This window comes from Streptomyces sp. NPDC090445, from assembly GCF_044769385.1.
GTDB lineage: Bacteria > Actinomycetota > Actinomycetes > Streptomycetales > Streptomycetaceae > Streptomyces.
The window spans coordinates 113,879-125,818 of the sequence record NZ_JBIVXV010000007.1; the positions used below are offsets into that span (position 1 = coordinate 113,879).

Consider the following 11,940-nt stretch of genomic DNA (forward strand, 5'->3'; position numbering starts at 1 on the left):
TTTCGGTCACATCCTCTGTGCTCGAAGGCCTCCGTCCGGAGCCTCCCCGGTGGCACCATGACCCGGTGACCCACGCAACGCCGCCCCCCATCCAGGTCGTCGCCCACCGCGGCGCCTCGGAGGACGCCCCCGAGCACACGCTGGCCGCCTACCGCAGGGCCATCGAGGACGGGGCGGACGCCCTCGAATGCGACGTCCGGCTCACCGCCGACGGCCATCTGGTCCTGGTCCACGACCGCCGGGTCAACCGCACCTCCAACGGCCGCGGCGCCGTCTCCGCACTGGAGCTGGCCGATCTCGCCGCCCTCGACTTCGGCTCGTGGAAGGACCGCGAGGAATCCCCCGACTGGGACGCCGACCCCGAGCGGACCTCGGTCCTCACCCTGGAGCGGCTGCTGGAGCTGGTCTCGGACGCTGGCCGGCCCATACCGCTCGCAATCGAGACGAAGCACCCGACCCGCTGGGCCGGACAGGTGGAGGAGCGCCTCCTCTTCCTCCTCAAGCGGTTCGGGCTGGACGCCCCGCCCGCCGGGGGCCCGCACCCGGTCCGCGTCATGAGCTTCTCCGCCCGTTCCCTGCACCGGGTGCACGCCGCCGCGCCGACGATCCCGACCGTCTACCTGATGCAGTTCGTCTCCCCGCGGATGCGGGACGGGCGGCTTCCGGCCGGCGTGCGAATCGCCGGACCGGGCATGCGGATCGTGCGCAACAACCCCGCCTACATCCGCAGACTGCAGGACGCGGGCCACTCCGTGCACGTGTGGACCGTAAACGAACCCGAGGACGTTCAGCTCTGCGCTGATCTGGGCGTGGAAGCGATCATCACGAACAGACCGCGGCAGGTTCTGTCACAGCTCGGCCGCTGACGTCCCCATTTGCCCATGCGTCCCGCCGGACCCGCCCGTGACAGGGTGTGCCCCGGCGCATCCGTTCCGCAATCGGTGGTCACGAATGCGTCGGAGGGCTCCGGTTCGTCGGTTTCCGGTCCAGGCCATTGGGGCATTCAGACCATGGCGTGGGACTAAGGAGGTTCCGGGGGTGGCGTTGGTGGTGGCACAGGAAGTGCCCACGTCGTCGTGCATGGACGTACGCCATGGTCCTGCGGGCGTAGGCGAGGCGAGGCACCGGATGCGCGAGCAATTGCGTATCAGCGGGGTGTCCGAATCGGTCGTGGACGACGCCGTACTGATCCTTTCCGAACTGCTCAGCAACGCCTGCCGACACGGCAGACCGCTGGGCGCGGGGGAGATCGGCGACGGAGAGATACGCGCCGCGTGGCGCATCGACACGGCGGGGCGGCTGACGGTCGAGGTCACGGACGGAGGCGGTCCCACCCGCCCCGTTCCGGCCACACCCTCGGTCACCGCGCACGGCGGCCGGGGGCTGAACATCATCAGCGCCCTCGCACAGGACTGGGGGGTCCGGGACGGAGCGGCAGGCGAGGTCACCGTCTGGGTGATCGTTGCATGCGGGTCCCGTCACGCGGATTTTGCTACGCGCGTTGCGCCCCCGGCCCTCGACTTCAGCACCGCCTTCGACGACCTGGCTCCCTGACCGGTCCCCGACCGACCCGACCGACCCGGCCGGCCGAGGACCGATCCGACCGGCCGACAACCGGCAACCGACCCGGCCGACCGGCCGACGACCGACCCGACCAACCGACCGATCCGAATCCAACATCCGCACCAGCGGCCATCAGCACATACGACCATCGGCACGGTGTCCGTACCGGCGGCCGACCGGGAGCGCACGCCGACCGCGCTCCCGGCCGCACCCCACCGGTTGCGGCGGCCGGAACGGCTAGGCTCACGCCCAGACGCAACAGCCGCACCGCCGCAACCGGGAGACACGCACGATGGCCAAGAAGCGCCCCGCAGCCAAGACTGCAAAGCCGCAGCTCCAGAACGGGGAGATCCCGGTGGTGGGCGCCCGCGAGCCCTGCCCCTGCGGATCGGGGCGCCGCTACAAGGCCTGCCACGGCGCGGCCGCCGCACACGCCGCCACTGCGCACGTGCAGCGTCCCTTCGAGGGCCTGCCCGGCGAGTGCGACTGGGTGGCGCTGCGCGAGCTCGTGCCGGCGGCCACCATCCCGCTGACGCTCCAGGGTGGCCTGCCCGAGGGCGTCCCCTCCGTCACCCTGGTGACCGTACTGCCCATGGCCTGGCCGGCGCTGCGCCGCGAGGACGGCTCCGTCCTGCTCGCCCTGCAGAACGACTCGACCACTGGCGACCTCGCCCGGGACATGGCCGACACGCTGGAACGCGCCCTCGCCACGGAACCGGGCAATCCGGTCCCGGGCCGCCGGGTTCCCGCCGAGGGCCCCCGACTTCAGGATCTCCTGGACACGGACGGCGTTTTCGAGCCGGTTGTGCACAGCGGCTTCGAATTCTGGATTCCGGATGCGGAGACCGCCCAGAACGCCTCCCCGGAGATCGCCGCCTCCCTGGAGCGCGCCAACGCCGCCGCCATCCCCACCGTCAAGCTGGCGAGCGTGGAAGCGGCCTACTGGTGCGAGACCCCGGACAAGAACCACCTGCGCTGGGTCATGCCGCACCCCGAGGAGAAGCTGCTCGACGCCCTGGCCCGGCTGCACGCCGCCGGCACCTCCTCGCTCGGCGAGGGCACCCGGCTGGTCGGCTCCTTCCGGGCGCACGGCCTGGTCGTCCCGGTCTGGGACCTGCCCACCGGCATGACCGCCGACGACGTGGAGAAGCCGGCCGCGGAGTTCGCGGAGCGCCTGGCCACGGCGCTGGTCTCGGACGCGCCGCTGACCGCGGAGGAGCGCCGGGCGCGCGGCGGGCTCACCAACCGCCAGATCACGCTCAGCTGATCGCCGCGACGCCCGCAAGAGCGGTGACCGCGGTCACAACTCCCGCTAATCGTCTGCAAATCGGTGTCTGAATATCAGAGATCGAATTTGCGAACAGGCGATCTCTTGTTACCGTTCTTGTAGCCCGGTCGCTGGTGCATCCCCCGTCGCCAGCGACCGGGCCCTTCCATTTCCGGACGGCTCAACCCTCGCCCGGTGCCGGCGAGTTGCTCCCGGACCGCAGCAGCAGCCGCCCTTCCTCGCCCGGAACTGCAAACTCCGCAACGGCCGAGTAGGCGTCCCGCGGACCGGCCGAGGACTCCCGAGGCGTCTCGCACAGCCCGGGCTCGTCCCCCGCCCCGACCATGCACCGGATCTGCACGGTCCTCCCTGCGGGCCCCATCACCGTCAGTACGGCGTCCAGCGCGCGCCCGCCGGTGTTGCGGAAGTAGCTCCGGCCCCAGGTCTGCCCCACGACGGTCAGGACACAGGTCTGCGCCTCCAGCCCCTGGGGCGAGGAGAGTTCGGGACCGCACCGGGAGTCCGTGCGGGGCTGCTCGGGCGGACCCGGACGGTCCGACGCGCCCTTGCCCGCGGCCTGACCCGCTGCGCCCTGGCCCGAGCCGCTCCCGGCCGCCGTTCCCGGCTGCGCCGCGCCGCCCTTCTGCCGCTCGGGAGCAGTCGGGGGTGCCGGCGTACGGGACGGGTCGGACGCATCGCCGAACCCGAGGACGGAGAGCAACCCGCCGCCTTTTCCGTCGTCCTGGCCGGTGAAATCCGGTCCGGCGATCGCGCCGGCCAGCGGGAGCGACAAGATGATCAGCACACCGGCGCCGATACCGATCAAGCGGAGATTCATTCGGCGAAGATAGCGACGCGGGAATGGGGCACGGAGACACCCGCGCCCCATTCCCTGGGAAACGCGTCGCACCGACACCCGTACGAGTGAAGGCCCGGGCCGGAGGGGCCGACGCCCGTCCGCCCCTCCGGCCCGTCAGTACGCGAGCCGGCTGCCGCCGCCGGACGCCCCGCTGCTCGCCTCCACCAGCGCGTCCACCACGGCCTCGACCTCCGGCAGCCAGGGGCTCCCGGCGTCCGCGGGCTCCCGCTCCCAGCGCACCTGCCCGCCGCCACAGGCGGGCGAGGGCGGAAGCAGCAGGTAGCCGCCCTCGCCGTGGAAGCGCAGCACGGACGGGACGTGGTCCTTGGCGTAGAGGAGTTCGCCGAGCCGTTCCAGCGAGTACGGCGCCACCAGCAGCGACCAGCGCGTGGGCGTGGCCACGATCGGGCCGAGCCGCATGCCCTGCGCCTCCAGCCGTACGACGGCCTGCGCGGCCGCGGCGGCGGGCAGGCTCACCGCGCACGGCGCGGAGCCGCCGGTGGCGAGGAGGACGGGGGCGGCGGGCCGGCGGGTCCACCACCAGGCCACCATTCGGGGGTCGGTCGTTGCCGCGAGCAGTCCCGGGTCGCAGGGGTGCGCGCCGGGGACGGGGCAGTCGGGGTCGGGACAGGCACAGCGGTCGGCGGTGCCGGATGCGCACCGGCCGATGCCCGGCAGCACGGGCCACTGCCGCCCGGCGGCGCAGGCCACCGCCGCGTCGCGGAGTGCCGTGCCATGGGGCACCGCGCCGTGGGACGCCGTTTCGTGGAACGCCGAACCGGGGAGCGCCGTTTCGTGGGACGCCGCACCGGGGAGCGTCGTGTCGGGGATCCCCCCCGTGCCGGGGAGCGTCGGGTCAGGGAGCGTCGGGTCGGGAAATGCCTGGTCGCCGCTCTGGGCCGGGGCGGGCCGGAGGGTTTTCAGGCGGCTGCGGAGCCGCTGGAGACGCCTTCCGAGGATCTCGCGCATGAGCGCTCGTTCCTTTCCTTGAACGCCGAGGGCCACATCACACCATGTAAGCGATGCCTCGCCACACGTACACGTTTCGCGTCACTGTCCGCCAGAAGCAGGTTCACACGGTTCGTGCAGTTTTCTTACGGGTCCATGAAACGTCCGGCGGGGCGGAGCGCGACCCGCGCCGGTACCGAGACCGGCTGCCGCCGCTAAGGACGACGGCCCCTGCCGGGCGGTTCCCGGCGGATGCCCGGCTGCGCCAACTGCCCCCGGACATCACTGACTACGTACCCGAGGCCGCTTCGGCGCCTGCCCAGTCGATCGCAAAAACCGTCTGCTTCCAGCTTTTTCCGGCCAAGTTCTAGCCTTGACCGGACGGTGAGTTGCCGCCTCACGGACACCAGGATTCCCAGCCGGACAATGCTGGACATCGATCCTCGTGTGCGTGTAGATGTGGATTCATTGATGGCGGCGCAGCACGATCTGGGGGTTTGCGATGCTATATGGCGAATCGCACCAGGTGGAAAGGCGGACGCCATGAGCGCCCCGCATCTGCCGAAAGTGGCTGGAATCGATCCAGCAGTTGCAGCGGTCCCGCACACTACGGCATCCACCCCCGTCCTGGCTGCCCCCGTGCCCACCGCGGTCCCCGCCCCGAACACCCTTGTCCAGGACCGCCTGGCGGGCATGGTCTCCGACCTGACCACCCTCCACGAACTCACCGAGCGCCTCGCCCGCGCCCGCGATCTGGAGTCCTCCCTCCAGGAGTTCCTGCGCGCCGGAGCCGCCCTCGTCGGCGCCCGCCGCGGCCTGATCGCCCTGGAACCCTCCGACGGACTCGGCCCCACGACCACCATCGGCCTCGGCCTCGGCCGCGCCGACCTCGGGCACATCGAGACCGTCCCGCGCGCCGCGACCTCGTACGGCCGGATCCTCGACGGACTCCCCGACGCACACGGCGGCTCCGAGGTGCTCCCCGAGCCCGACGCCGCCCCCGGCACCGGCGGGTACGGAGCCCCCGTCGACCCCCGGCACCGCGAGGTCGCCGCCCGGCTCGGCTACGCCGCCAGCTACGCCCTGCCGCTGACCGCCGAGGCCACCGGCCGGCTCGGCGCCGCCGTCTGGCTGTACGACGAGCAGGCCGAGCCGAGCGACCGCCAGCGCGACATCGTCGGCCTCTACGTCCGCCACGCCGCCGAGCACCTGGCCCGGATGCTGGAGGTGGAACGGTCCCGCAGCCGCCTCGCCACGGTCGCCGAGGAGCTGCTGCCCAGCCGGCTCCCCCGGGTCCCCGGTGTCCAGCTCGCCGCCCGCCACCACACCGGGCCGCGCGGCGGCGGCGACTGGTACGACGCGCTCCCGCTCCCGGAGGGCGCCCTGGGCCTGGCCGTCGGCTCCGTCACCGGGTCCGGCCCCAGCGCCGTCGCCGCCATGGGCCGGCTGCGGGCCTCGCTGCGGGCGTACGCCGTGATGGAGGGAGAGGACCCGGTCGCGGTCCTGTCCGACCTCGAACTGCTGCTGCGCCTGACCGAGCCGGCGCGCTGCGCCACCGCGCTCTTCGCCTACTGCGAGCCCGCCCGGCGCAAGATCGTCCTGGCGGGTGCGGGGCACACCCCGCCCTTGGTCGTCGGAGAGCGGCGCACGGACTACGTGGAGACCTCGCTCTCCGCGCCGCTCGGGATGCTGGCCTGCTGGGAGGCGCCGAGCGTGGAGATCGAACCCGCGCTTGGAGAAACGGTGCTGCTGTACACCGACGGGCTGCTCCGGCGTATCGGCGACCCGATGGACCGGGCCTACGCCCGGCTGCACGCCGCGGCGGCGGGAGCCCCGCGCAGCGTCCGCGACGACCCGGCGGCGCTGTGCGACCACATCCTGCGCGCAGTGCTGCCCGAGGGGGACCCGGCTCTGGGCGGCCGGGTCCCTGCCGCGCCCGCCGCCTCCGCGTCCTCTCCCTCAGCCTCTGTCTCCTCCTCTGCCTCTGCCTCTGAGGCCCGCAGGCCGGAGGAAATGGAGGACCTGGTCCTACTCGCTGCCCGTTTTGACTGATTTGTCACAGCTGTCCCCAGGCGTCTTCCCCTCGCACATACGATGGACGAGGTCCCTACCCGGTCCTGTCGTAGCTGTCGTAGCTGAGGAGAAGACGTGGCTGACGAGCTCACCCCGGAGACCCCGGAAGAAGAGCAGCCCAAGAAGACGCACAAGCAGCGCAAGAACGGGCTGTACCCGGCCGTCAGCGACGAGCTCGCCGAGAACATGCGCACGGGATGGGCCGACACCGAGCTCCACGGCCTTGAGCCCATCGCCCAGGCCGCACACACCGCGGCCCGCCGCGCAGACCTGTCCGCGCGCTTCCCGGGCGACCGCCTCGTCGTGCCCGCCGGCCGGCTGAAGACCCGCTCGAACGACACCGAGTACCCCTTCCGCGCCGCGACCGAGTACGCGTACCTCACCGGCGACCAGACCGAGAACGGCGTCCTCGTCCTGGAGCCGGCCGGGGAGAGCGGCCACACCGCCACCCTCTACCTGCTGCCCCGCTCCAACCGCGAGAACGGCGAGTTCTGGCTCTCCGGCCAGGGCGAGCTGTGGGTCGGCCGCCGCCACTCCCTCACCGAGGCCGAGCAGCTCCTGGGCATGCCGGTCAAGGACGTGCGCGAGCTCCCCGACGCCCTCGCCGAGGCCACCGGCCCGGTGCGCGTCGTGCGCGGCCACGACTCCGTCATCGAGAAGGCACTGACCGACAAGGTCACCGCCGAGCGCGACGAGGAGCTGCGCGTCCACCTCTCCGAGGCCCGCGTGGTGAAGGACGAGTTCGAGATCGGCGAGCTGCAGAAGGCCGTCGACTCCACCGTCCGCGGCTTCGAGGACGTCGTGAAGGTCCTCGACAAGGCGGAGGCCACCTCCGAGCGCTACATCGAGGGCACCTTCTTCCTGCGCGCCCGGGTCGAGGGCAACGACGTCGGCTACGGCTCCATCTGCGCCGCCGGCCCGCACGCCTGCACCCTCCACTGGGTCCGCAACGACGGCCCCGTCCGCTCCGGCGACCTGCTCCTGCTCGACGCCGGCGTGGAGACCCACTCCCTCTACACCGCCGACGTCACCCGCACGCTGCCGATCAGCGGCACGTACACCGACATCCAGCGCAAGGTCTACGACGCGGTGTACGAGGCCCAGGAGGCCGGCATCGCCGCCGTCAAGCCGGGCGCGAAGTTCCGCGACTTCCACGACGCCGCCCAGCACGTGCTGGCCGAGAAGCTCGTCGAGTGGGGCCTGCTGGAGGGCCCGGTCGAGCGCGTCCTGGAGCTGGGCCTGCAGCGCCGCTGGACCCTGCACGGCACCGGCCACATGCTCGGCATGGACGTCCACGACTGCGCCGCCGCGCGCACCGAGGCGTACGTCGACGGCACGCTGGAGCCGGGCGTGTGCCTGACGGTCGAGCCGGGCCTGTACTTCCAGGCCGACGACCTGACCGTGCCCGAGGAGTACCGGGGCATCGGCGTCCGCATCGAGGACGACATCCTGGTCACCGAGGACGGCAACCGGAACCTGTCGGACGGCCTGCCGCGCGCCTCGGCCGACGTCGAGGCCTGGATGGCCCGCCTGAAGGGCTGACGGCCCGCCGTCCTGCCGACGGGCCGCCGTCCCGCTGGCGGACCGCGCCGCACGCGCCCTGCACGGGCGGGATCCCCGTACGCACACGTACGGGGATCCCGCCCGTCGGCGTATCAGGACGCCTGGAGCAGGGCCGCCCCCTCGCGCCACTTCAGGATCTTGTCGAAGCTGACCACCGCGCCGCTGCCCGGCCGGTTGCGGAACCGGACGTGGTCGGCAAGCTCCTCGATCAGCCACAGGCCGCGGCCGCTCTCGCGCTCCGAGGAGGCCGGATCCGGTCCCTCCGGGAACGCCGCGGGCCCCGCGGCCTCCGGGAACCCCGGCCCCGAGTCGGTCACCTCGATGCGGCAGCAGTCCCCGTCCAGGTACGCCGTGACGCGGTAGGCCCCGCACGCCTCCGCGGCCGGCGCCCCGTCGCGGCCGGCGCCCCGCGCGGGACCCCCGTGCTCCACCGCGTTCGCACAGGCCTCGCTCAGGGCCACCGACAGGTCGAAGGAGATGTCCGGATCCACCCCCGCGGTCTCCATCGTCCTCAGCAGCAGTCGCCTGGCGAGCGGCACGCTCGCGGCTTCGCGCCTCAACTGGAGAGACCACCAGATGCTCATACGGTTACCTATTGCCGCACCCGGCGCACCGTAAGCACGCGGCGGCCCGCACAGCCCTCATTCGGCCGATGCGGCACGCCCGGGCCGCCGTGTATGGCAGTGCGATGGGCGCATGAGATGAACGGTCGCAGAGCGGGCACTCGCGACCTTCCGGACCTGCCGCACGCACGGCAGGGGTGCAGTGCGATGATGACCCGGCCATGACTGTCCCCCATGCGACGCCTGCCGGAGTCGGCCTCCGGCTGATCCGGGCCGCGGTGTTCACCGCGGTCTGCGTCGTGCTGTCCGCGGCCGGGCATGCGCTGGCGTCCTGCGCCACCGTGCCCTGGTGGGCTCTGGTCATCGCGTTCGCCGCCGTGTTCGCCGTCGCCGCCCCGCTCGCGGGACGGCGGCGCTCGCTGCCCGGCCTCGCCGCCGGGCTCGCCACCGGCCAGCTGGGACTGCACGCGGTGTTCGGCCTCGCCCAGCACCGCGCCGCGGCCGCCGAGGCACGCAGGGCTTCCGACACCTCGCTCGCGGAACTCGCCGCGCAGCTGGTCTGCGGGGGCAACTCCGTCCCGCCCGGACCGGCCGACGCCCGGCGGATCCTGGAGGCCGCCGGGCTGGACCCGGCCGCCCTCGCGGCCCAGGCCGAGGCACAGGCCCACGCCGGCCACGCCCACTTGGCCCAGGCCGCCGCCGAACCGGCCACCGGCCTGCTCGGCCCCGGCATGTTCGCCGGCCACCTGCTGGCCGCGTTCGCCGCGGCCTGGCTCCTCGGGCGCGGTGACGCCGCCCTGTTCCGGCTCGTCGAGCTGTCCCGCAGCTCTGCCGAAGCCGGCCCGGTACGCCGGCTGCGCGCCGCGCTGGCCTTCGTACGGGCACTCCGCACCGGGCTCGCCCCGGCCTCCGCGGGCGGGCCGCGGCTCCCTCGTACCGCCTCCGAGCCCTTGGCACCCACGGGCCGGGAAGCACTCCAGCACACGGTGATCAGGCGCGGGCCGCCCACGGCGCTCGCCCTCGCAGCCTGACGCGGCACCCTCCACTCCGGGAGCACCCAGCACCCGGCCGACGGTGCCGCGGAACCCGCGCGCGTCCGCGCACGGAGCCACCGTCACCACTGCCCTGTGGAGTGTTTCCGCCATGAAGACCTCACGCGTCTCCCTAGCCGCCGCCTTCGCAGCCGGCGCCGTCCTCGTCCTGTCCGGCCCGGCCTTCGCCCACGTCAGCGTGCAGCCCGGCGAAGCGGCGAAGGGCGGCTACGCCACCCTCGACTTCAAGGTGCCGAACGAGCGCGACAACGCCTCGACCACGCAGCTGGAGGTCAACTTCCCGGCCGACCAGCCGCTGACGTCCGTCATGCCGCAGGACGTTCCGGGCTGGACCGTGACGGTCGAGAAGACCAAGCTCGACAAGCCGCTCACCGTGCACGGCAAGCAGATCAACGAGGCCGTCACCAAGGTCACCTGGAGCGGCGGCAAGATCGAGCCCGGCAAGTTCCAGCAGTTCCCCGTCTCCGTCGGCAAGCTGCCGGAGAACGCCGACCGGATGGTCTTCAAGGCGATCCAGACGTACGACAACAACGAGGTCGTGCGCTGGATCGAGGAGCCCAAGGAGGGCGCGGCCGAGCCGCAGACCCCGGCACCCGTCCTGAAGCTGACCGCGGCCAAGGCCGCCGACGCCCACCACGACGACGCCAAGAAGCCGGCCGACGCCGGTCACTCCGCCCAGGACGGCCGCACCGAGGCGGCCGGCGGAAGCGGCTCGGACACGACCGCGCGCGCCCTCGGCGTCGCCGGCATCGTCATCGGCGTCGCGGGTGTGGCGTTCGGCGTCTCCTCGCGCCGCCGCGCCTCCTGACCCGACGCCCCACCCGGGGCGTATCCACACCACCACAGCATCCGCGCGGCCGGACGGCTCGTCCGGCGGCGCGTCAGCAACCCACCCGATTCCAGGGACAACACGCCATGCGCACCACACGTGTGACGGTCGCCGCCCTCGTGGCGGCGGCTGCCCTCACCCTCACCGCCTGCGGCGGCGGGACCCCGGCCAGAACCGACGGGGTCACGCAGATCACCGGCCAGGCCAAGGCCGGGGCCGCGACGGTCCTCGACCGCCCCTTCGACAAGCCGGAGCTCGTCCTCACGGACACCGGCGGCAAGCCGTGGAACCTGCGCGAGCAGACCCAGGGCAAGCCGACCCTCATCTACTTCGGCTACACCAACTGCCCCGACGTGTGCCCGCTGACGATGAGCAACATCGCCGTCGCCAGGAAGGCGCTCCCGAAGGCCGACCAGGAGAACCTCCGCGTCGTCTTCGTCACCACCGACCCCGAACGGGACACTCCCGAATCCCTCGGCGCGTGGCTCAAGGCCCAGGACCCGTCCTTCATCGGACTGACCGGGGACTTCGCCACCATCCAGGCCGCCGCGCGGCAGCTCGGCATCGGCATCGACCCCGCCAAGAAGGAGGCCGACGGCAGCGTCGTCTCCATGCACGGCGCTCAGGTCATCGCGTTCTCGCCCAAGTCGAACGAGGGCTACCTCCTCTACGGCGAGAACACGACCGTCGACACCTACACCAAGGACCTGCCGAAGATCATCAAGGGAGAGAACCCGTGACCACCCGCACCACCCGCACCCTCGCCGCCGCCCTCTCCCTGACGGCTGCGCTGGCCATATCCGGCTGCTCCTCCGACTCGGACGCCGCGGAGAAGCCGAAGATCACCGTCAGCGGCGCGTTCATGCCCGAACCGGTCAACGACAAGATGGCCGGCGCCTTCATGGTCATCAAGAACGACTCCAAGACCGCCGACAAGCTCACGGCCGTCACCAGCCAGCTCTCGGACGACATGCAGATCCACGAGACCAAGGACCAGAAGATGCAGCAGGTCCCGGCCATGGACGTGCCGGCGAACGGCGAGCTCAAGCTGGTGCGCGGCGGCAACCACATCATGTTCATGGGACTGAAGAGCAAGCCGAGCATCGGCGAAAAGGTCACCATCGAGCTGCGTTTCGAGAAGGCCGAACCGGTCAAGGTCGAACTGGACGTGAAGGAACGGACGTACCAGGCCCAGCACACCGCATCCCACTGACGCACTGACG

12 protein-coding genes are annotated in these 11,940 nt (G+C 72.3%); 9 read left to right on the top strand and 3 right to left on the bottom strand.

Annotated elements, in window-relative coordinates; all coding sequences use genetic code 11:
• Positions 1–65: 65 nt before the first annotated feature.
• The 3 genes from ACIQUT_RS17400 (at position 66) to ACIQUT_RS17410 (ending at position 2,830) form a co-directional block, all read left to right on the top strand.
• Positions 66–866: a glycerophosphodiester phosphodiesterase gene (locus ACIQUT_RS17400; protein ID WP_403563767.1), complete on the top strand. Its 801-nt coding sequence runs from the start codon at positions 66–68 to the stop codon at positions 864–866.
• An 85-nt stretch (positions 867–951) separates the two neighbouring features.
• The gene (locus ACIQUT_RS17405) at positions 952–1,554 is read left to right on the top strand and encodes an ATP-binding protein (RefSeq protein WP_403563768.1); all 603 of its coding nucleotides are present in this window, start codon (positions 952–954) and stop codon (positions 1,552–1,554) included.
• 301 nt (positions 1,555–1,855) lie between these two features.
• The gene (locus ACIQUT_RS17410) at positions 1,856–2,830 is read left to right on the top strand and encodes a DUF5926 family protein (protein WP_403563769.1); all 975 of its coding nucleotides are present in this window, start codon (positions 1,856–1,858) and stop codon (positions 2,828–2,830) included.
• A 181-nt stretch (positions 2,831–3,011) separates the two neighbouring features.
• Here the strand turns inward: ACIQUT_RS17410 and ACIQUT_RS17415 are convergent, their stop codons facing one another.
• Together ACIQUT_RS17415 and ACIQUT_RS17420 are read right to left on the bottom strand one after the other, a co-directional pair.
• Positions 3,012–3,668 (bottom strand): hypothetical protein, encoded by a 657-nt coding sequence (locus ACIQUT_RS17415; protein WP_403563770.1) that lies wholly within the window; start codon positions 3,666–3,668, stop codon positions 3,012–3,014.
• A 135-nt stretch (positions 3,669–3,803) separates the two neighbouring features.
• Complete coding sequence (locus ACIQUT_RS17420) at positions 3,804–4,433, bottom strand: bifunctional DNA primase/polymerase (RefSeq protein WP_403563971.1); 630 nt, start codon at positions 4,431–4,433, stop codon at positions 3,804–3,806.
• Positions 4,434–5,063: 630 nt separating this feature from the next.
• Between ACIQUT_RS17420 and ACIQUT_RS17425 the strand changes: the two genes are divergently transcribed.
• Both ACIQUT_RS17425 and ACIQUT_RS17430 read left to right on the top strand, forming a co-directional pair.
• Positions 5,064–6,689 carry a PP2C family protein-serine/threonine phosphatase gene (locus ACIQUT_RS17425; RefSeq protein ID WP_403563771.1) on the top strand — a complete coding sequence of 542 codons (1,626 nt, stop codon included), beginning with the start codon at positions 5,064–5,066 and terminating at the stop codon, positions 6,687–6,689.
• 96 nt (positions 6,690–6,785) lie between these two features.
• On the top strand, positions 6,786–8,252 hold the full coding sequence (locus tag ACIQUT_RS17430; RefSeq protein WP_403563772.1) for an aminopeptidase P family protein: 1,467 nt from the start codon (positions 6,786–6,788) through the stop codon (positions 8,250–8,252).
• A 113-nt stretch (positions 8,253–8,365) separates the two neighbouring features.
• Here ACIQUT_RS17430 and ACIQUT_RS17435 read toward each other — a convergent pair whose 3' ends face one another.
• Positions 8,366–8,857 (bottom strand): ATP-binding protein, encoded by a 492-nt coding sequence (locus ACIQUT_RS17435; RefSeq protein ID WP_403563773.1) that lies wholly within the window; start codon positions 8,855–8,857, stop codon positions 8,366–8,368.
• Positions 8,858–9,057: 200 nt separating this feature from the next.
• On the opposite strand from ACIQUT_RS17435, the gene ACIQUT_RS17440 reads away from it, so the two are divergent.
• The 4 genes from ACIQUT_RS17440 (at position 9,058) to ACIQUT_RS17455 (ending at position 11,930) form a co-directional block, all read left to right on the top strand.
• Positions 9,058–9,867, top strand: a complete 810-nt coding sequence (locus tag ACIQUT_RS17440; RefSeq protein WP_403563774.1) for a hypothetical protein — start codon at positions 9,058–9,060, stop codon at positions 9,865–9,867.
• Between the two features lie 112 nt (positions 9,868–9,979).
• A complete protein-coding gene (locus ACIQUT_RS17445; protein WP_403563775.1) occupies positions 9,980–10,696 on the top strand; it encodes a YcnI family protein in 717 nt (238 codons plus the stop codon).
• 107 nt (positions 10,697–10,803) lie between these two features.
• On the top strand, positions 10,804–11,457 hold the full coding sequence (locus ACIQUT_RS17450; protein ID WP_403563776.1) for an SCO family protein: 654 nt from the start codon (positions 10,804–10,806) through the stop codon (positions 11,455–11,457).
• Complete coding sequence (locus tag ACIQUT_RS17455) at positions 11,454–11,930, top strand: copper chaperone PCu(A)C (RefSeq protein WP_403563777.1); 477 nt, start codon at positions 11,454–11,456, stop codon at positions 11,928–11,930. The genes ACIQUT_RS17450 and ACIQUT_RS17455 overlap by 4 nt, the downstream gene beginning before the upstream one ends.
• Positions 11,931–11,940 lie beyond the last annotated feature (10 nt).

What these genes read in the sequence shown, in the direction of transcription:
- ACIQUT_RS17440 (WP_403563774.1), top strand. Translation starts at nt 9,058, where the DNA reads ATGACTGTCCCCCATGCGACGCCTGCCGGAGTCGGCCTCCGGCTGATC.
- ACIQUT_RS17450 (WP_403563776.1), top strand. Translation starts at nt 10,804, where the DNA reads ATGCGCACCACACGTGTGACGGTCGCCGCCCTCGTGGCGGCGGCTGCC.
- ACIQUT_RS17425 (WP_403563771.1), top strand. Translation starts at nt 5,064, where the DNA reads ATGCTGGACATCGATCCTCGTGTGCGTGTAGATGTGGATTCATTGATG.
- ACIQUT_RS17405 (WP_403563768.1), top strand. Translation starts at nt 952, where the DNA reads ATGCGTCGGAGGGCTCCGGTTCGTCGGTTTCCGGTCCAGGCCATTGGG.
- ACIQUT_RS17435 (WP_403563773.1), bottom strand. Translation starts at nt 8,857, where the DNA reads ATGAGCATCTGGTGGTCTCTCCAGTTGAGGCGCGAAGCCGCGAGCGTG.
- ACIQUT_RS17445 (WP_403563775.1), top strand. Translation starts at nt 9,980, where the DNA reads ATGAAGACCTCACGCGTCTCCCTAGCCGCCGCCTTCGCAGCCGGCGCC.
- ACIQUT_RS17415 (WP_403563770.1), bottom strand. Translation starts at nt 3,668, where the DNA reads ATGAATCTCCGCTTGATCGGTATCGGCGCCGGTGTGCTGATCATCTTG.
- ACIQUT_RS17410 (WP_403563769.1), top strand. Translation starts at nt 1,856, where the DNA reads ATGGCCAAGAAGCGCCCCGCAGCCAAGACTGCAAAGCCGCAGCTCCAG.